We start from the raw sequence: 12924 nt of genomic DNA on the forward strand, positions 1-12924 counted from the left end.
CCGACCGCTTGCATCCTGTACCTGCCCGAAAAGCAGGACAGGAAATTGGCCAGGTACGTTTTCCGCGATGGCATCTTCGTCGACCGGCAGACCGGCGTTCCGATGGAAAAGCCGTTCGCTGGCCAAATCGTCATGCCGAACGTCATTTCCGACATCCCGGATTACGCCTCGCCGATCGACGGACGAATGATCACGTCGCGCTCTGAGCGCCGCGATGATCTGAAGCGCAACAACTGCGTCGAATACGAGCCGTCCTTGTCGCCGACGAAGGGCAAATTTCGCAACCCCGATTTCTGCAAGAAGCGGGGATTGGAGGTGTCCGATGAATTTCGCTGAGCGCCTCCGCGCGAAGATTTCGTACGATCCCGCCACGTGCGTTTTCACATGGCGGGAGACCTGCGGCGGCAAGGTGGCGGGTTCGATTGCGGGTTCTGTCGATCCGGCAGACGGTTACATCCGTATCGGTTTCGAGGACAGCCTCTATCTCGGTCAACGCCTCGCCTGGGTGTACATGACCGGCGAGTGGCCTTCGTCCATTACGGACCATCGCAACGGGAATCGCGCCGACAACAGTTGGGAAAACCTTCGTGAGGCGACTTGGCTGGAGAACAGCCACAATCGCAAGAGGCCGAGCACGAACCGTTCGGGTCATCTTGGCGTCTGCTGGCATGCTCGCAGCGGCGCATGGCGCGCTCAGATCCAAGCGAAGGGCTGCAAAATCCATCTCGGGACGTTCCCGACCGCCGAAGAAGCGTCGGCCGCGTATCTCGCGGCGAAGCGCGAACTCCATCCCTTCCAGCCAGCACCGCGTCAGGACATTGCTGCATGAGCGCTCTTCTCGAAACCGTTTCCAACAACGCCCCACCGGCCGGCGCCGTCGCCGAGGCCGTGAACAACAATGCCGCGACGGCCCTGGCCGACGACGCGGCACTGGAAGCTATCTGGAACAAGCACGAGCGCGACAACGGCGCTGAGCGGGACGAAGGTAAGTTCTCAAGCCCGAATCCCGAGAAGAAGGCGGATGCGAAAGCCGACGCCGGCAAGGTATCGCCCGAGGGCGGTGGCGGAGAGGAACAGGCCGGCGGTGGTCTGACGCCTGACGCAGGGTCGGTTCCTCTCCCGGCCAACTGGCAGGGCATCAAGGGCGGCGTTGCCGAGAACGTCAAGCAGGCTTGGGAGAAAGCGCCGGCCGAGCTGCGCAAGTTCGTCGCCGAGCGCGAACAGGAGCTTCAGGGCCGTCTGTCCGATCACGGCCGACAGGTCTCGGTTTACAAGCCCATTCAGGAAATTCTCGACCGCAACGGCGGCTACTTCGACCCGAACACGGGCAAGAAGATGGCTGACGGCAAGGTCGTCACGCCAGCCCAGGCGATCGAATATCTTTTCAACGTCCAGCAGAGCATGGACAAGGCCCCCGTCGAAACGATCATGAGCATCATCGACGGCTATGGCATCCGCGACAAGATTGCGGGTGTCTTCGGCCAGACCGTCCAGCAGGGCGAAAGCGAATTGCGGCAGGAAATCGCCGGGCTGAAGCAGATGCTCGCATCTGTCCACAACTCCGCGAACATCGACGACCGCATAAACCAGAGGCTCCAGGAGCGCGACGCCACCACCGCCGCCAATGAAGAGTTGGGCCGCTTGTCAGCCGACAAGCCGCTTTACTCCGAAATCCCTGAGAAGCGGATGGTCACCTTCATCAACGATGCATGGGACCGGCTTGGAGCCACCGCCTCGAAAGAGGCCGTGTTCAACCTGGCCTATGACATGGCAGTCAACGCCGATCCCGATCTGCGGGCCAAGGCAGCCGCCGCGAAACCGGCCGCTCCCAAGGACACCGGAAAGGTCGACGCGGCCAAGCGCGCCAACTCCGTCAACATCCCCTCAACAGCGTCGGGCAAGGCTCGGGTTCTCACCGAAGATGAAGAACTGGCCGCTGTCTACGACCGGAACCACAAAGGACAATAGCGATGGCTGGACCGTCGACTACCTTCACGGAAATGGTGTCCACCACCCTTCGCAACAGCGCGACGGAAGTGGCGGACAACGTTTCGAAGAACAACGCCTTCCTCAACCGGCTGAAGAAGAAGAACAAGATCCGCAACCTTGACGGCGGCACCGAAATCCAGGTGCAGCTCGAATACGCGGAAAACAGCACCTATCAGCGTTACGCCGGCCTCGACACGCTGAACACCAACGGCTCGGACGTTGTCACCTCCGCCAAGTACGATTGGGCGCAGGTCGCGCTGCATGTCGTGTCGAGCGGCAAGGAGCTTCGGCAGAACTCCGGCAAGTTCGCGATGATCAACCTGGTGAAGACCAAGAAGAACAACGCGCTCAAGACGGCTGCCAACAACTTCTCCGTCGACCTCTACTCCGACGGTTCGCTATCGAACCAGATCGGCGGCCTGGCCAACATCCTGCAGACCAACGGCCAGGGCATCGTCGGCGGCATCGACGCCGCGACGTGGACGTTCTGGCGCAACAAGTTCCGCGAGGCCACCGGCACCAACCTTGCCGCGACCCCGAACGCGGCCAACGCTGCGACCTTCAAGGCCGACATGAACGCGATGTGGCTCACCCTGAACCGCGGCGCCGACAAGCCCGACCTGATCACGTTCAGCCATGACTTCTACTCGCTGTACGAGACCGGCGAGCAGCAGCTTCAGCGGTATATGGACGCCGACATGGCTCAGTCCGGGTTCATCGGCCTGAAGTACAAGACCGCCGACGTGATTTTCGACGACAACACGAATTTCACGACCACGGCCGAGAAGGGCTACTTCCTCAACTCCGACTACCTCTACGTCGACCAGCACAAGGAGGCGCAGTGGACACAGGACGACGAGAAGAAGCCCGTCAACCAGGATGCGGTTGTCATCCCGTTCTACTGGATGGGCAATCTCGTCTGCTCGAACCGCTCGCTTCAGGGCGTGATCTTCGACGCGGCATAAGGAGCAAGAACCATGACCTCTTTTGTTGGTATCGACGTCACCCAGACGTACAGCGCCGCGCAGCTCACCGGGGCGAATTCCGGCAAGGCTCCCAAGGTCGGCGACCTTTACGAATCGTACGACAGCAAGACGTACCGCTTCGTGAAGTACAACCAGGGCGCTGGCGCGATTGCCGCCGTCGCCGGCAACGCCGTTGGCTTCTACGCGCCGGGCGGCACCTCGACCGGCGTCACGAACGAAGTGACGTCCGACGTGTCTGACACCGCCGCGAACGGCGCTGGCGTTCTGGCCGGCGCTCCGGGCAACGGCGAATACGGCTGGATCCAGGTCAAGGGTGTCGCCACGCTGACCACGGCACTGGTGTCCGGTGCTTCAGGCCAGGCGCTCGTCCTTTCGGCCACCACCGACGGTACGCTGAAGGTCGCCGCCGCTGTCACTGATACGGTCTGCGCCTACGCGATCCTCGCCGCGTCGAAGATCATCATGTGCGCCTTCCCGCACTGATCAGTCGAGCGGGCTGTGCAAGCGCGGCCCGCTCTTTCCTCTCAACAGCGAAGGAGTGCCAGAGATGGCCGACAAGTCCGACAAGAACGAAATCGCCGAGCCCGTCGTGGTCGATACTCAGGCCGGCATCTTCCCGAAATTCCGCCAGCTTTGGAACGGCGGCGAGCGCCGCAACGCGGTCAACCTCGCCAATGCCGAAAAGGTGTCTGAGGCCGAGTGGGCGGCGCTGCTCGCCGAGTTCCCCAGCATCGTCGAAGTGATCAACCAGTAGGGCGCCGCTGGCGCCCACAACTTTTCAGGAGCTGAACAAAATGAGCGAAGCGCAGCCCCTTATCCGGGTGATCGGGTTCAAGCAGAGCTACGAGAAGCTGCCGGTCAAGGGCGATCCGGTGAAGGAGAAGTGCGACCACAAAGGCTACAAGCTCGACGCCAGCGGCCGGCGCATCCTTGAGCTTCAGCCCGAGGACTGGGTGACGTATTCGCCCTCGCATTCGCCGCTGAACACGCGCACGACCGAGCGCATCCGGCATCTGATCCCCGACCCCTCGCTGATGGGCGAGGACCAGGACGGCGAGAAGCTGCGTTTCATGACGGCCCGCTGGAACCAGATCGAGCCGGCCTATGTCGCATTCAAAAGCGGGCAGGAAATCCCGCTCAACGGGACCGCGCTCGCCGCCTGGTCTGGCGTCACGCCCGAACAGGCCGAAGTGCTGCGCACCGCCGGCATTCGCACGGTCGAGGAAGTCCGCGACCTCACCGACGGGCAGCTTGACCGCGTGCGTCTTCCGAACATGCGTGATCTGCGCAAGCAGGCGGCGCTCTTCCTCGAGAACAGCGACGCAGCCAAGGCCGCCGAGCGCGAGGCCGCGAAGGATGCCCAGATCGCCGAGCTGGTCGAGCGTCAGGCCGCGATGGAAGCCATGATCGAGGAGCTGACCAAGCCGAAGAGCAAGGGCAAGGAAGCTGCCTGATGTCCATCCTCGACGTGGTCAAAGGCGCCGCGACAGTGCTCGGCATGGAAGTGCCGACGCTGGTCTATGGCGCGACCGGTCGAGAGATGGTCGAGATGCAGGAACTGGCCAATGTCATGGCGTCCGAAATCGCGGATGCCCACGACTGGCAAAAGCTGCTGATCCTGAAGACGCTCACCGGCGACGGCGTGACAGATGCGTTCGACTTGCCGACCGATTTCCGGCGGATGCAGAAAACATCGTCGCTCTGGTCGTCGCGCTGGCAGTGGTCCACCGAACACCTCACCAGCCCGGATCAGTGGCTTGAACTTCAGGTGACGCCTATCGCCACGGTGAACGGCTACTGGATCATCTTCGCCGATCAGTTCCACCAGTGGCCGGTGATGGCGAGCACCGAAACCGTCAAATTCTTCTACGTGTCGAACGATCTGGTCATGGCAAGCGACACCTCGAAGAAGACGATGTTTACCGAAGATGCGGACAGCTTCCGGCTTTCCGAGGAACTGCTGAAAAAGGCGATCATCTATCGCTGGAAGCAGAACAAGGGGCAGGCCTACGAGCAGGATCTGGACGACTACCAGGACCTGCTGTTGCGCCGGATCGATACGGACGGCGGTTCCAAGCCGGTCGTGTCCGGTCAGCCGCCTGTCAGTTGGCGCGGCCGGCGCGTCGCGTGGCCTGGCACGGTCACAGGTGCAGCGTGAGGTACGAGCGATTTCCCGGTCGCCGGAAAGCCGTTCCGGCCCCGGCGCGCGCCATGGCGCAGCCCTTCACGTTCGGCGCGCCGGTCGCCGGATGGGTGACCAACCAGAGCCTGGTCAAGTCCAAGCCGTTCTCGGCTCAGACGCTTGAAAACTGGCTTCCGACCTCGACCGGCATCGTGATGCGCGGCGGCTCGGTCAAGCGCGCCACGATCGGCAGCGACCCGGTCGAAAGCTTCATCACCTACAACGCCGGCGGCACCAAGAAGATTTGGGCCTGCGACGAGACCACGGTTCGCGACGTCACCGCGCCCGCAGACGCTGTCACGCCGCCGGCCGCCTCGGTCACCGGCCAGACCTCGGGCTACTACTCCTATGTCAATTTCACGACCTCAGGTGGCTCGTTCGTCGTGGCGGTCAACGGCACCGACTTCCTGCAGATCTACTCCACGACGTTCGACTGGACGGCGGTCAACGGCCTTGCCACCTATCGCCTGAACTTCGACGCGCAGACGGTGAATTTCACCAGCGGCGGCACCGTGACAGGCGGCACCAGCGGCGCGGTCGGGACCATCGTCAAGAACGTCGATAACGGCGCGACCGGCTCGCTGATGATCCAGTCGATTACCGGCACCTTCGTCGACAACGAAATCATCACGGGTGGGGCTGGCGGCTCAGCCACGGCGAACATCCCTGGCGGCGTGGTACAGGTTTCGGCCGCCATTACCGGTGTTGCGACCAGCGCGCTGTCTCATGTGTGGCTCTATCGAAACCGCCTGTTCTTCATCCAGGGCGGCACGATGAAAGCCAGCTATTTGCCGGTCGATTCCGTCACCGGCGCGCTGGGCACGCTGAACCTGTCCGGAGTTTTCCAGCGCGGCGGCTCGCTGCTGTTCGGCGGAACGTGGTCGCTCGATGCTGGTGACGGGATCGACGACAAATGCGTGTTCGTCACGACCGAGGGCGAGGCGGCGATTTTCGAAGGCAGCAATCCGGCCGGTGCGACCGCTGCCGAGTGGAACCTTGTTGGCCGCTATGACCTCACTACGCCGATGGGCAAGCGTGCCACGATGCGCGCCGGTGGCGATCTGATCGTGGCGACGAAGGAAGGCATGGTTCCTATCTCGGCCGCGATCAACAAGGATGCCGCCGCGCTGTCCCTTGCCGCCGTCTCACGCAACATCGAGCCGGATTGGAAGCATGAAGCGGCCCGGCGCCTGTCGCTACCTTGGGAGGTAATCAAGTGGCCGGACATGAACTATGCCATCGTCTCGCTGCCGATCACGGCCGAGGGCAGGAGGCCTGGTCGTTCGTCGTCAATCTTGAAACCGGCGCCTGGTGCAAGTTCGTCGGATGGGCGACCCGCTGCATCGAATTGCACGACAGCCGCCTGTTCTTCGGCACCAATGACGGCAAGGTCTTCGAAGGCGAGATCAACGGCAATGATGACAGCGGGCCAATCTATTACACCTACGTCGGCAATCCCGATCACATGAAGACGCTTGGCCGGCTGAAGACCGTGCACCAGGCCCGCCCGACGTTCCTCGCCTCGACGCCATTTAACCCGAAAATCTCGTTTTCGGTCAACTACACGGTGACCCTGCCGACGGCGCCGGACGCGGCCGATGGTGGCACGGCTGACCTGTGGGACTCCGGCCTGTGGGACGTTGCCCTGTGGGACCAGGCCGCGCCGGTGGCGACTGTCAGCGGTGGCCAATGGATCTCGATCGGCAAGACCGGATACGTGATGCAGCCGCAGGTGCAGGTTACCGGCTTTCTCAACCGCCGACCTGACGTCGAGTTCGTGCAACTCGACGTGACCTTTGAAAATGGCGGGTGGTCGTATGAGCTACGACATCGCCATCGAGAACTTCAACCAGGCTTGGCCGGAACTCGAGCCGCTTTGCCACCGGCACTACGGCGAGATGCAGGCGCGCATGGCGGCCGAGGGCATGACGATCGGCGACTTCAAGCCGCGGCTGAACGTCTACGGCTCCGCCAGCCATCTGCTCTGCTTCGTGGTCAGGAAGGAAGATGAGGCTGTCGGCTACGCCTTCATCTGGATCACGCAGGACATGCACAACAGTGAACCAATCGCCATGGAGGACACGATCTATATGCGGCCGGATCACCGGAACGGCATCGGACGCCGTTTCACCAAGCACATCCTGGCCGAACTCAAAGCGCGCGGCTGCGTCAGGGCGCACGTGACCATCGCCACCGATCTGCGTGTTGCCAAGATGTGCGAGCGCGTGGGCTTCAAGCGGTCGGCAATCGCAATGACGTATTTCCTTCAGGAGGCCTGACAAGATGTGCGCGCCCGACCCGCCGGCCCCGCCGGATCCCAAAGAGACCTCTGCGGCGTCGACCTCGACGAACGTCGGCACTGCTGTCGCCAACGCGAACCTTGGCAACGTCAACCAAGTAACGCCTGACGGCAATCTCACCTACAGCCAGTCCGGCACCTATAAGTGGAACGACCCCTATACGGGCAAGTCCTACGACATCCCAACCTACACGGCGACGCAGACGCTTTCGCAGACCGGGCAGGCCATCAAGGATCAAACCGACCAGGCCAAGCTCAACCTCGGCGAGCTGGCCGCTGGTCAGTCTTCCTTTCTGAAGGATTGGTTGTCGAAGCCGGTCGACCTGTCGAACGACGCGACCGAAGCCCGGTTGATGGACCTCGGCATGAAGCGTCTTCAGCCGGCGCTGGACGCCCGCCGCGCGGCGAATGAGGCTGATCTGATCAACCGCGGCATCCGACCGGGCTCCGACAACTACGCCCAGGCGCAGAACATCCAGAACCAAGGCGAGAACGACGCTTACGACCAATTGCTTCTCACCGGGCGCGGCCAGGCCGTGCAGGAAGCGCTGGCCCAGAACTCGGCGCCGATCAACAACCTGACAGCTCTCTTGTCCGGTTCGCAGGTCAGCCAGCCGAATTTCGTAAATGCGAATATGCCGACCATCCCGACGACCGACGTCGCTGGCCTGATCAACACCAACTACAACCAGAAGCTCCAAAACTGGCAGCAGAGCCAGGCGAACACCCAGAACCTTCTGGGCGGCCTTTTCTCTCTCGGCGCGTCGTTCATCTAGGAGGGGATCATGGGTTTCATCTTCGGTCCCGGCCAGCAGTATCAGACCCCTGAGGAACTGGCGAAGGCTCGCGCTGTTGCCGAGGCCCTGCTCAACCAGCAGCCGATCGCGCACAATATCGGCGAAGGCCTTGCCGTGGTAGGACAGGCGATCAGGGGCAGGCGGGACTTGAACCGCATCATCAAGGCGCAAGGCGACATGCGTGCCGGCGCCGACGGTGTGTTTTCGGCGCTCTTCGGCGCTGGCGCGCCGGCAGCCACGTCGACGGCCGCGCCGAGTGGCGGCGGTGCGGTTGCCTCGGCTCTTGGTGGCGGCTCGATGGGCAGCGCTCCGGACCTCTCCGGCAATGACGTCTACAACGGCTTCATGGACACGGTGAAAAGCAAGGTCACCAATCCTTACGGCCTCGCTGCCGTCGCCGCGACCGCCAACGCCGAAAGCCGCTTCAGCCCGAAGAACGCTTTCGGTTCCTGGTCGGACCCGAGCGAAAGCGGCCAGGCAGGCACCGCTGGCGGCATCCTTTCGTGGCGCGGTCCACGCTTTGAAGCGATGCGGACCTTCGCCGGCAGCAATGGCGGCGATGCAAATGCCCCGTCGCCCCAGCTTCAGGCGCAGTATTTTCTCCGGGAAGACCCCGGCCTGATCGATTCGCTGAACGCTGCGAAGTCGCCGGAAGAGGCGCAGCGCCTGATGAACAACGCCTGGAAATTCGCCGGGTACAACCGCCCCGGTGGCGAGGCCGCGCGCCGCATTTCCATGGCCAATTCCTTCGCATCGCGCTTTGCGGGTTCCGATGCCGCGCCGGTTAACGTGGCGAGTCTCGAACTGGGCGCGGGCGTGTCGGCGGCGCTGAACAAGCGTCCGGCGCCGGACGGCCCGGCGGCGGTCGCACAGCCTGTCCAGTCGCCGCGCGCGGCAGAACCGCCTCCGGTGGCTGCAAAGCCCGCAGCGGCGGCGCAGACGGTCGCACAGGCCAGCCCCGCCTCCGGTGGCCCGAGCGTTCAGCAACTTCTGCAGGCCTCACAGGATCCTCGCTTGTCCGAGCAACAGCGCGGCGTCGTAAACCTGATGCTGAAGCAGAAGCTCGACGAGGCCAACCCGGCCAACCAGCTCGAACTGGAAAAGAACCGGCTGGAGGTCGAGAAGCTCCGCAACCCGCAGATCGAGCCGGGCGACAAGGCGCGCCTCGATTTCGACCGGGAGAAGTTCGCGGCCGAGCAAAGCAAGCCGATCGAGGTGGGTGGCGTCCTGGTCGATCCCAAGACGCACGAGCCCGTTTACACCGGCCAGCAGACCGATTGGGAAAAGCTCGACGAGCGCACGTTGTACAACAAGCGCACCGGCGAGACGCGGGCTGTCAGCATCGGCGGAGCCAACGCCGGCCAATTCAGGTTCACGGGCAATTCCGTCGAGGCTCAGGCGCTCAATGGCCTGATGGACGGTGGCGGCCTCACGGTCGAACAGGCGCAGCAGCTCGCCGCCGGCAAGACAATCAGCGGCCCGAATGGCGAACTGCTGTTCCTGACGCCGCAGGGCGTGTTCGGCCAGGCATCCGCTGGCGGCCCCGCGATGCCCGTGACGCCCAAGGCCGCACCGGCTCCTGCACCGGCGCCGGAAGCTCCGGCCGCGCCGGAGAGCCCGACGCCGACGAGCCCGCGCGCGGCCAATCCGCCGCCGAGCGAGAACGCCGGCATCCTACCGCTCACCGGCGCGAAGCAAAAGCCTCTGAACGAGCAGCAGCAGCGCGACAACAAGCTGTACTCTGTCGTCGCGCCCGAGCTTCAGATCGTCGAAAAGAACTTCTCGGCCCTGTCCAATCCGTCGGATCAGGCCCTGTCGGCTATCCCGCGCGGATCCGACTTTGGCGCCGAGTACCTGAAATCGCCCGAGTATCAGCGAGCGTCGAACTCGCTGCGCACCATCATCGCATCCTACCTTTACAGCGTGTCCGGCGCGACGGCGGCGCCGGCCGAAGTCGAGAACCAGGCGGCCATCCTGACGCCCAAGCCAGGCGAGGCGAAGGCATCCCTCGACGACAAGCTGGCGCGTATCCGGCAGATGGTCGACGCAATCAAGAGCGGTGGCGGTTCCGCGCCGGCTGGCAACGCGGGCACCGGTGGCGGCACGACCAGCAACGGCTTGAAGTGGAGCATTGAACCCTGATGCCTACGCTCAACATCCAAGGCCGCAAGGTTCAGGTCGACGACGCGTTTTTGTCGATGACGCCGGAGCAGCAGAATGCGGCGGTCGAAGAGATTGCCAAGTCTCTGCCGTCACCAAACGCTGATGTTGCCGCGGCTGATGCCCGCGCGAAAGCCGGCATGGCCGCTGCTCAAAAGATCATGGATGCTGGCGGCCCGGAGCCGGGGAGCGGTCACGACGCCCCCGGTCTTGCCTCTCCACGAGCTATGGGCGCATCGGGAACGTTCCTCAATGCGATCGGCGAAGGCATTCCGATTGCCGGTCCCTATGTCGACAAGGGCCTGACTGCCACGGCTGCCGGCATCGGCTCGCTGCTGACCGGGGAGCCTGCTTCCAAGGTCAACCAGGAGATGACCGACATCCAGCAGGAAAGCCGCGCCGCGCACCCGATCGCGCGCACGGCTGGCAATGTGACGGGCGCCGTGGCTGGCACGCTACCGGCGATGGCCGCAGCGCCTGAATTGTTCGGCATCGGCGTCGCGAGCGCACCGCTACGCTATGGCGCCAGCGCGCTCAGCGGCGCGGCGATCAATGGCGGAGATGCAGCCGTGCGGTCGGGCGGAGATTTGAAGAAGTCCGGGATTGGAGCTGGTGTTGGTTTCGCCACGGGCCTGGCAGCCCCGTTTGTCGCCCCGCTAATTGGCAAAGGCGTCAAGGCTGTCGCCGACAAGGTACAACTGAGCGCCATTGCCAAGGCGCTCGGCCTCGACAAGAGCGCCGCCAAGGTGCTGGCGAGTGCTGTCCGGCAGGACGCGGTAGAACCGGGCGCGCTCTCGCAGTTCGGCAACGACGCTATGTTGATGGATCTCGGCCCGAACCTCCGTCACACGGCGGGCGCCATCGCCGCGACGCCTGGTGAAGGCAAGGCCATCGTGCGCGGTGCGATTGGTGCTCGCGATGCCAATGCCAACTGGCGCATCCGATCCAGCCTCAACGAGACGCTTGGCGAGGCTCCTACGCCATCGCGCATCATCGACCGCGCGACCCGAAACCAGCAATACCTGCAGCCAGAATATCGGGAAGCCTTGCGGGAGGCTTCACCAGTCGATTCCGCGCCGATCGCCCGCTATCTCGACGCCGAGGCCCAGAAGCTGCGCGGCGAGGCGCAGAAGGGCGTTCAGCGCGTTCGGAACATGCTCAACTATGCGCCCACGCCCGACGAAATAGCCCGCGCGCGCGCCGGTGGTCAGCCGCTATCCGAGCCGGGGCTGATCAGCGACGCCGAGACGTTGCTGAACACGCGGCACGCGGTCGACGACTTGCTGGAAACCACACAGGGCAGTAACACGCTGAATGCTCTACAGACCGCTCGTCAAGCGATCGATGACGAGCTTCGTGCCACGGTGCCCGGCATCAAGGAGGTCGATGCGAAATTCGCCGAGCTGGCTCGCCAGAAGGACGCCGTCCAGCGGGGCCAGACGGTACTTTCCAGCGGTCGGGAGGCGCCGCGGCCCGACGAACTCGCCGACGAGTTCAGGCAAGGCGCGCTGCCGCAAGGCTTGCAGGTCGGCCCGTCGGCGGTTCCGCTTCGCCTTCGTGAGGGCGCCCGCGCCGAGATTGAGCGCATTGTAGGCACCAACGCGAATGACCGCGTCGCGCTTCAGCGCCTGATCAAGGGGGAAGGGGACTGGAATCGGGCGCGCCTCTCGACCTTGTTCGGCTCAGACAAGGCCAAGGCCATCATCGATCTGCTCGACCGGGAAAGGCTGTTCAACGAGACGTCAAATATCGTCACGCGCAATTCCGAGACGGCGGCACGCATTGCAGCCAGGGATGCCATCGACGGCAGTGGCAGCAGCGGTTTCGGCGTGCGTGAAGGCTTCATCGCTGGCGGTGCGCGTGGCGCGGCCCGTGCAGCTGGAACGCGCGCTGTGGAAAGCGTTATCGATGCTCTGCGCAACGGCGGGAACGACAAGGCAATTGCCGATATGGCTCGCAGCCTGGCAGGCGGCCCGAAACAGAGCGCCGTGCTCGATGCGCTTATGAAAGCAGGCCAGGGTTCTCGGCTTCAGCAGTCACAGGTCGATCGTGTGGCGCGCGCCTTGCTGCTCAGCGGACCGACTGCCGTCAACCGCCCTTGAACGCGCTTGGCGGTCTTCGTAAATCCAGATAAGCAGCACGGCGGCGGCGCCGACCATGAAGCCAACAGCAAATTTCACACCGAGCAAATTGAACATCCAGTCGGCGCCCTGATGGATCACGGCCAGGACGGCAATGGTGATCACCGCTGCAATTAGCTGAAGGACCGTGGTGCGCGACATAGGCGCGGAACATAATGCGAAACTAGCTCAAGGAAAAGGGAGCGCCGCTAAGCTGGCGGCCGACGCATACTGTTGGGGGTGTTGGGGTACGTGAAAGCGTCGACCGTCAGCTTTTGGGCGGGGCGCGCCTCTTCGGCGCACAGTCAGGTTAGGCGCGATTGGAACGCCTTCAATCACCTTGCCCGCTTATGGTGAACAAGCGGTTACTTTCCACAGGTTCGACATTTTG

14 protein-coding genes are annotated in these 12924 nt (G+C 63.5%); 13 read left to right on the forward strand and 1 reads right to left on the reverse strand.

Annotation, left to right across the window (positions count from 1 at the left end; genetic code table 11):
• Window positions 1-45 precede the first annotated feature (45 nt).
• From EJ073_RS28640 to EJ073_RS28700, 13 genes are all read left to right on the forward strand, one after another.
• A complete protein-coding gene (locus EJ073_RS28640; RefSeq protein ID WP_126058568.1) occupies window positions 46-336 on the forward strand; it encodes a hypothetical protein in 291 nt (96 codons plus the stop codon).
• A complete protein-coding gene (locus EJ073_RS28645; protein WP_126058569.1) occupies window positions 323-829 on the forward strand; it encodes an HNH endonuclease in 507 nt (168 codons plus the stop codon). The genes EJ073_RS28640 and EJ073_RS28645 overlap by 14 nt, the downstream gene beginning before the upstream one ends.
• A complete protein-coding gene (locus EJ073_RS28650; protein WP_126058570.1) occupies window positions 826-1968 on the forward strand; it encodes a hypothetical protein in 1143 nt (380 codons plus the stop codon). Before EJ073_RS28645 ends, EJ073_RS28650 begins: the two co-directional genes overlap by 4 nt.
• 2 nt (window positions 1969-1970) lie before the next feature.
• The gene (locus tag EJ073_RS28655; RefSeq protein WP_126058571.1) at window positions 1971-2954 is read left to right on the forward strand and encodes a phage major capsid protein; all 984 of its coding nucleotides are present in this window, start codon (window positions 1971-1973) and stop codon (window positions 2952-2954) included.
• A gap of 12 nt (window positions 2955-2966) precedes the next feature.
• A complete protein-coding gene (locus tag EJ073_RS28660; RefSeq protein ID WP_126058572.1) occupies window positions 2967-3458 on the forward strand; it encodes a hypothetical protein in 492 nt (163 codons plus the stop codon).
• Window positions 3459-3522: 64 nt separating this feature from the next.
• Window positions 3523-3729 carry a hypothetical protein gene (locus EJ073_RS28665; protein ID WP_126058573.1) on the forward strand — a complete coding sequence of 69 codons (207 nt, stop codon included), beginning with the start codon at window positions 3523-3525 and terminating at the stop codon, window positions 3727-3729.
• Between the two features lie 40 nt (window positions 3730-3769).
• Window positions 3770-4429, forward strand: coding sequence for a hypothetical protein (locus tag EJ073_RS28670; protein ID WP_126058574.1), 660 nt, complete (start codon window positions 3770-3772; stop codon window positions 4427-4429).
• Complete coding sequence (locus tag EJ073_RS28675) at window positions 4429-5133, forward strand: hypothetical protein (RefSeq protein ID WP_126058575.1); 705 nt, start codon at window positions 4429-4431, stop codon at window positions 5131-5133. The genes EJ073_RS28670 and EJ073_RS28675 overlap by 1 nt, the downstream gene beginning before the upstream one ends.
• Window positions 5134-5186: 53 nt before the next feature.
• On the forward strand, window positions 5187-6626 hold the full coding sequence (locus EJ073_RS28680; protein ID WP_190233814.1) for a hypothetical protein: 1440 nt from the start codon (window positions 5187-5189) through the stop codon (window positions 6624-6626).
• A gap of 348 nt (window positions 6627-6974) precedes the next feature.
• Window positions 6975-7436, forward strand: coding sequence for a GNAT family N-acetyltransferase (locus EJ073_RS28685; RefSeq protein ID WP_126058576.1), 462 nt, complete (start codon window positions 6975-6977; stop codon window positions 7434-7436).
• Window positions 7437-7440: 4 nt separating this feature from the next.
• Entirely contained in the window at window positions 7441-8232 is a 792-nt protein-coding gene (locus tag EJ073_RS28690) for a hypothetical protein (protein WP_189347660.1), read from the forward strand.
• Window positions 8233-8241: 9 nt separating this feature from the next.
• A complete protein-coding gene (locus EJ073_RS28695) occupies window positions 8242-10395 on the forward strand; it encodes a phage tail tip lysozyme (protein ID WP_126058577.1) in 2154 nt (717 codons plus the stop codon).
• Complete coding sequence (locus EJ073_RS28700) at window positions 10395-12515, forward strand: hypothetical protein (protein WP_126058578.1); 2121 nt, start codon at window positions 10395-10397, stop codon at window positions 12513-12515. Before EJ073_RS28695 ends, EJ073_RS28700 begins: the two co-directional genes overlap by 1 nt.
• Here EJ073_RS28700 and EJ073_RS28705 read toward each other — a convergent pair.
• On the reverse strand, window positions 12450-12695 hold the full coding sequence (locus EJ073_RS28705; RefSeq protein WP_126058579.1) for a hypothetical protein: 246 nt from the start codon (window positions 12693-12695) through the stop codon (window positions 12450-12452). The two genes, EJ073_RS28700 and EJ073_RS28705, sit on opposite strands and share 66 nt — an antisense overlap.
• Window positions 12696-12924 lie beyond the last annotated feature (229 nt).

It is taken from the genome of Mesorhizobium sp. M4B.F.Ca.ET.058.02.1.1, assembly GCF_003952505.1.
In the GTDB taxonomy this organism is placed as follows: domain Bacteria; phylum Pseudomonadota; class Alphaproteobacteria; order Rhizobiales; family Rhizobiaceae; genus Mesorhizobium.

What these genes read in the sequence shown, in the direction of transcription:
- EJ073_RS28645 (WP_126058569.1), top strand. Translation starts at nt 323, where the DNA reads ATGAATTTCGCTGAGCGCCTCCGCGCGAAGATTTCGTACGATCCCGCC.
- EJ073_RS28650 (WP_126058570.1), top strand. Translation starts at nt 826, where the DNA reads ATGAGCGCTCTTCTCGAAACCGTTTCCAACAACGCCCCACCGGCCGGC.
- EJ073_RS28655 (WP_126058571.1), top strand. Translation starts at nt 1,971, where the DNA reads ATGGCTGGACCGTCGACTACCTTCACGGAAATGGTGTCCACCACCCTT.
- EJ073_RS28660 (WP_126058572.1), top strand. Translation starts at nt 2,967, where the DNA reads ATGACCTCTTTTGTTGGTATCGACGTCACCCAGACGTACAGCGCCGCG.
- EJ073_RS28665 (WP_126058573.1), top strand. Translation starts at nt 3,523, where the DNA reads ATGGCCGACAAGTCCGACAAGAACGAAATCGCCGAGCCCGTCGTGGTC.
- EJ073_RS28670 (WP_126058574.1), top strand. Translation starts at nt 3,770, where the DNA reads ATGAGCGAAGCGCAGCCCCTTATCCGGGTGATCGGGTTCAAGCAGAGC.
- EJ073_RS28675 (WP_126058575.1), top strand. Translation starts at nt 4,429, where the DNA reads ATGTCCATCCTCGACGTGGTCAAAGGCGCCGCGACAGTGCTCGGCATG.
- EJ073_RS28680 (WP_190233814.1), top strand. Translation starts at nt 5,187, where the DNA reads ATGGCGCAGCCCTTCACGTTCGGCGCGCCGGTCGCCGGATGGGTGACC.
- EJ073_RS28685 (WP_126058576.1), top strand. Translation starts at nt 6,975, where the DNA reads ATGAGCTACGACATCGCCATCGAGAACTTCAACCAGGCTTGGCCGGAA.
- EJ073_RS28690 (WP_189347660.1), top strand. Translation starts at nt 7,441, where the DNA reads ATGTGCGCGCCCGACCCGCCGGCCCCGCCGGATCCCAAAGAGACCTCT.
- EJ073_RS28695 (WP_126058577.1), top strand. Translation starts at nt 8,242, where the DNA reads ATGGGTTTCATCTTCGGTCCCGGCCAGCAGTATCAGACCCCTGAGGAA.
- EJ073_RS28700 (WP_126058578.1), top strand. Translation starts at nt 10,395, where the DNA reads ATGCCTACGCTCAACATCCAAGGCCGCAAGGTTCAGGTCGACGACGCG.
- EJ073_RS28705 (WP_126058579.1), bottom strand. Translation starts at nt 12,695, where the DNA reads ATGTCGCGCACCACGGTCCTTCAGCTAATTGCAGCGGTGATCACCATT.